Genomic DNA, 924 nt, shown 5'->3' on the forward strand with positions numbered 1-924 from the left:
TTAATACGTCCTTCATCGCCTCTGACTGCCAAGGCATCCACCGTGTACGCTTAGTCACTTAACCATACAACCCAAAAGGGTCTTATGTATGGCAAACAACCAAGGTTAGTGCTGTCTCATTATTTGAATGAGCGAGACAGCTTAGTTTGGTCTGTTTAAAACAAACGCAAACTACGATTTTGCCGGACTCAAATATTAAATAACCTCGTTAAAGGTCATTTCCAAGAACACTTGAATGTGTGTTGGTACCTAATTTCTTAACGAAACTAGGATTTGAGAACTTTTAAAATTTGAATAACTTCTTCAACGCAAGGTTGATAGAGAGTTATTCGTCAGCTTTCCAAATTGTTAAAGAGCATAGAGACTTCATAATGAAGTAACCATTTTTAAATATTCTTTCTATCTAGAGAAAATACTTAAAGATGGTGGGCGATACCGGGCTCGAACCAGTGACCCCCTGCTTGTAAGGCAGGTGCTCTCCCAACTGAGCTAATCGCCCACATTTAGTTTTAGTTCCTGTGTGGCAAGAACTTATTCAAGATGGTGGAGCTATGCGGGATCGAACCGCAGACCTCCTGCGTGCAAGGCAGGCGCTCTCCCAGCTGAGCTATAGCCCCAGCTTGAAAATGGTGGGTCGTGCAGGATTCGAACCTGCGACCAATTGATTAAAAGTCAACTGCTCTACCAGCTGAGCTAACGACCCACTGTACTTCTAAAAAAGAAGTGGTATCCCGTAGGGGAGTCGAACCCCTGTTACCGCCGTGAAAGGGCGGTGTCCTAGGCCTCTAGACGAACGGGACACTATTGTTGAAGAACTTGGGAGTTCTTCGTCTCTTTACTTTCTAAACCGTATCAATCTGTGTGGGTACTCATCGTAATAATCATCGTATAAGGAGGTGATCCAGCCCCAGGTTCCCCTAGGGC

At 44.5% G+C, this 924-nt stretch carries 4 tRNA genes; all 4 read right to left on the minus strand.

Annotation, left to right across the window (positions count from 1 at the left end):
* Positions 1 to 423 precede the first annotated feature (423 nt).
* Positions 424 to 499 (minus strand) — tRNA-Val (locus L4C34_RS20320).
* Between the two features lie 42 nt (positions 500 to 541).
* A tRNA-Ala gene (locus L4C34_RS20325) sits at positions 542 to 617 on the minus strand.
* A gap of 10 nt (positions 618 to 627) precedes the next feature.
* Positions 628 to 703: transfer RNA gene (locus tag L4C34_RS20330), tRNA-Lys, on the minus strand.
* Between the two features lie 21 nt (positions 704 to 724).
* Positions 725 to 800, minus strand: a tRNA-Glu gene (locus L4C34_RS20335).
* Between the last annotated feature and the right edge of the window lie 124 nt (positions 801 to 924).

The organism is Vibrio profundum (assembly GCF_050337555.1).
Taxonomy (GTDB): Bacteria; Pseudomonadota; Gammaproteobacteria; order Enterobacterales; family Vibrionaceae; genus Vibrio; species Vibrio profundum.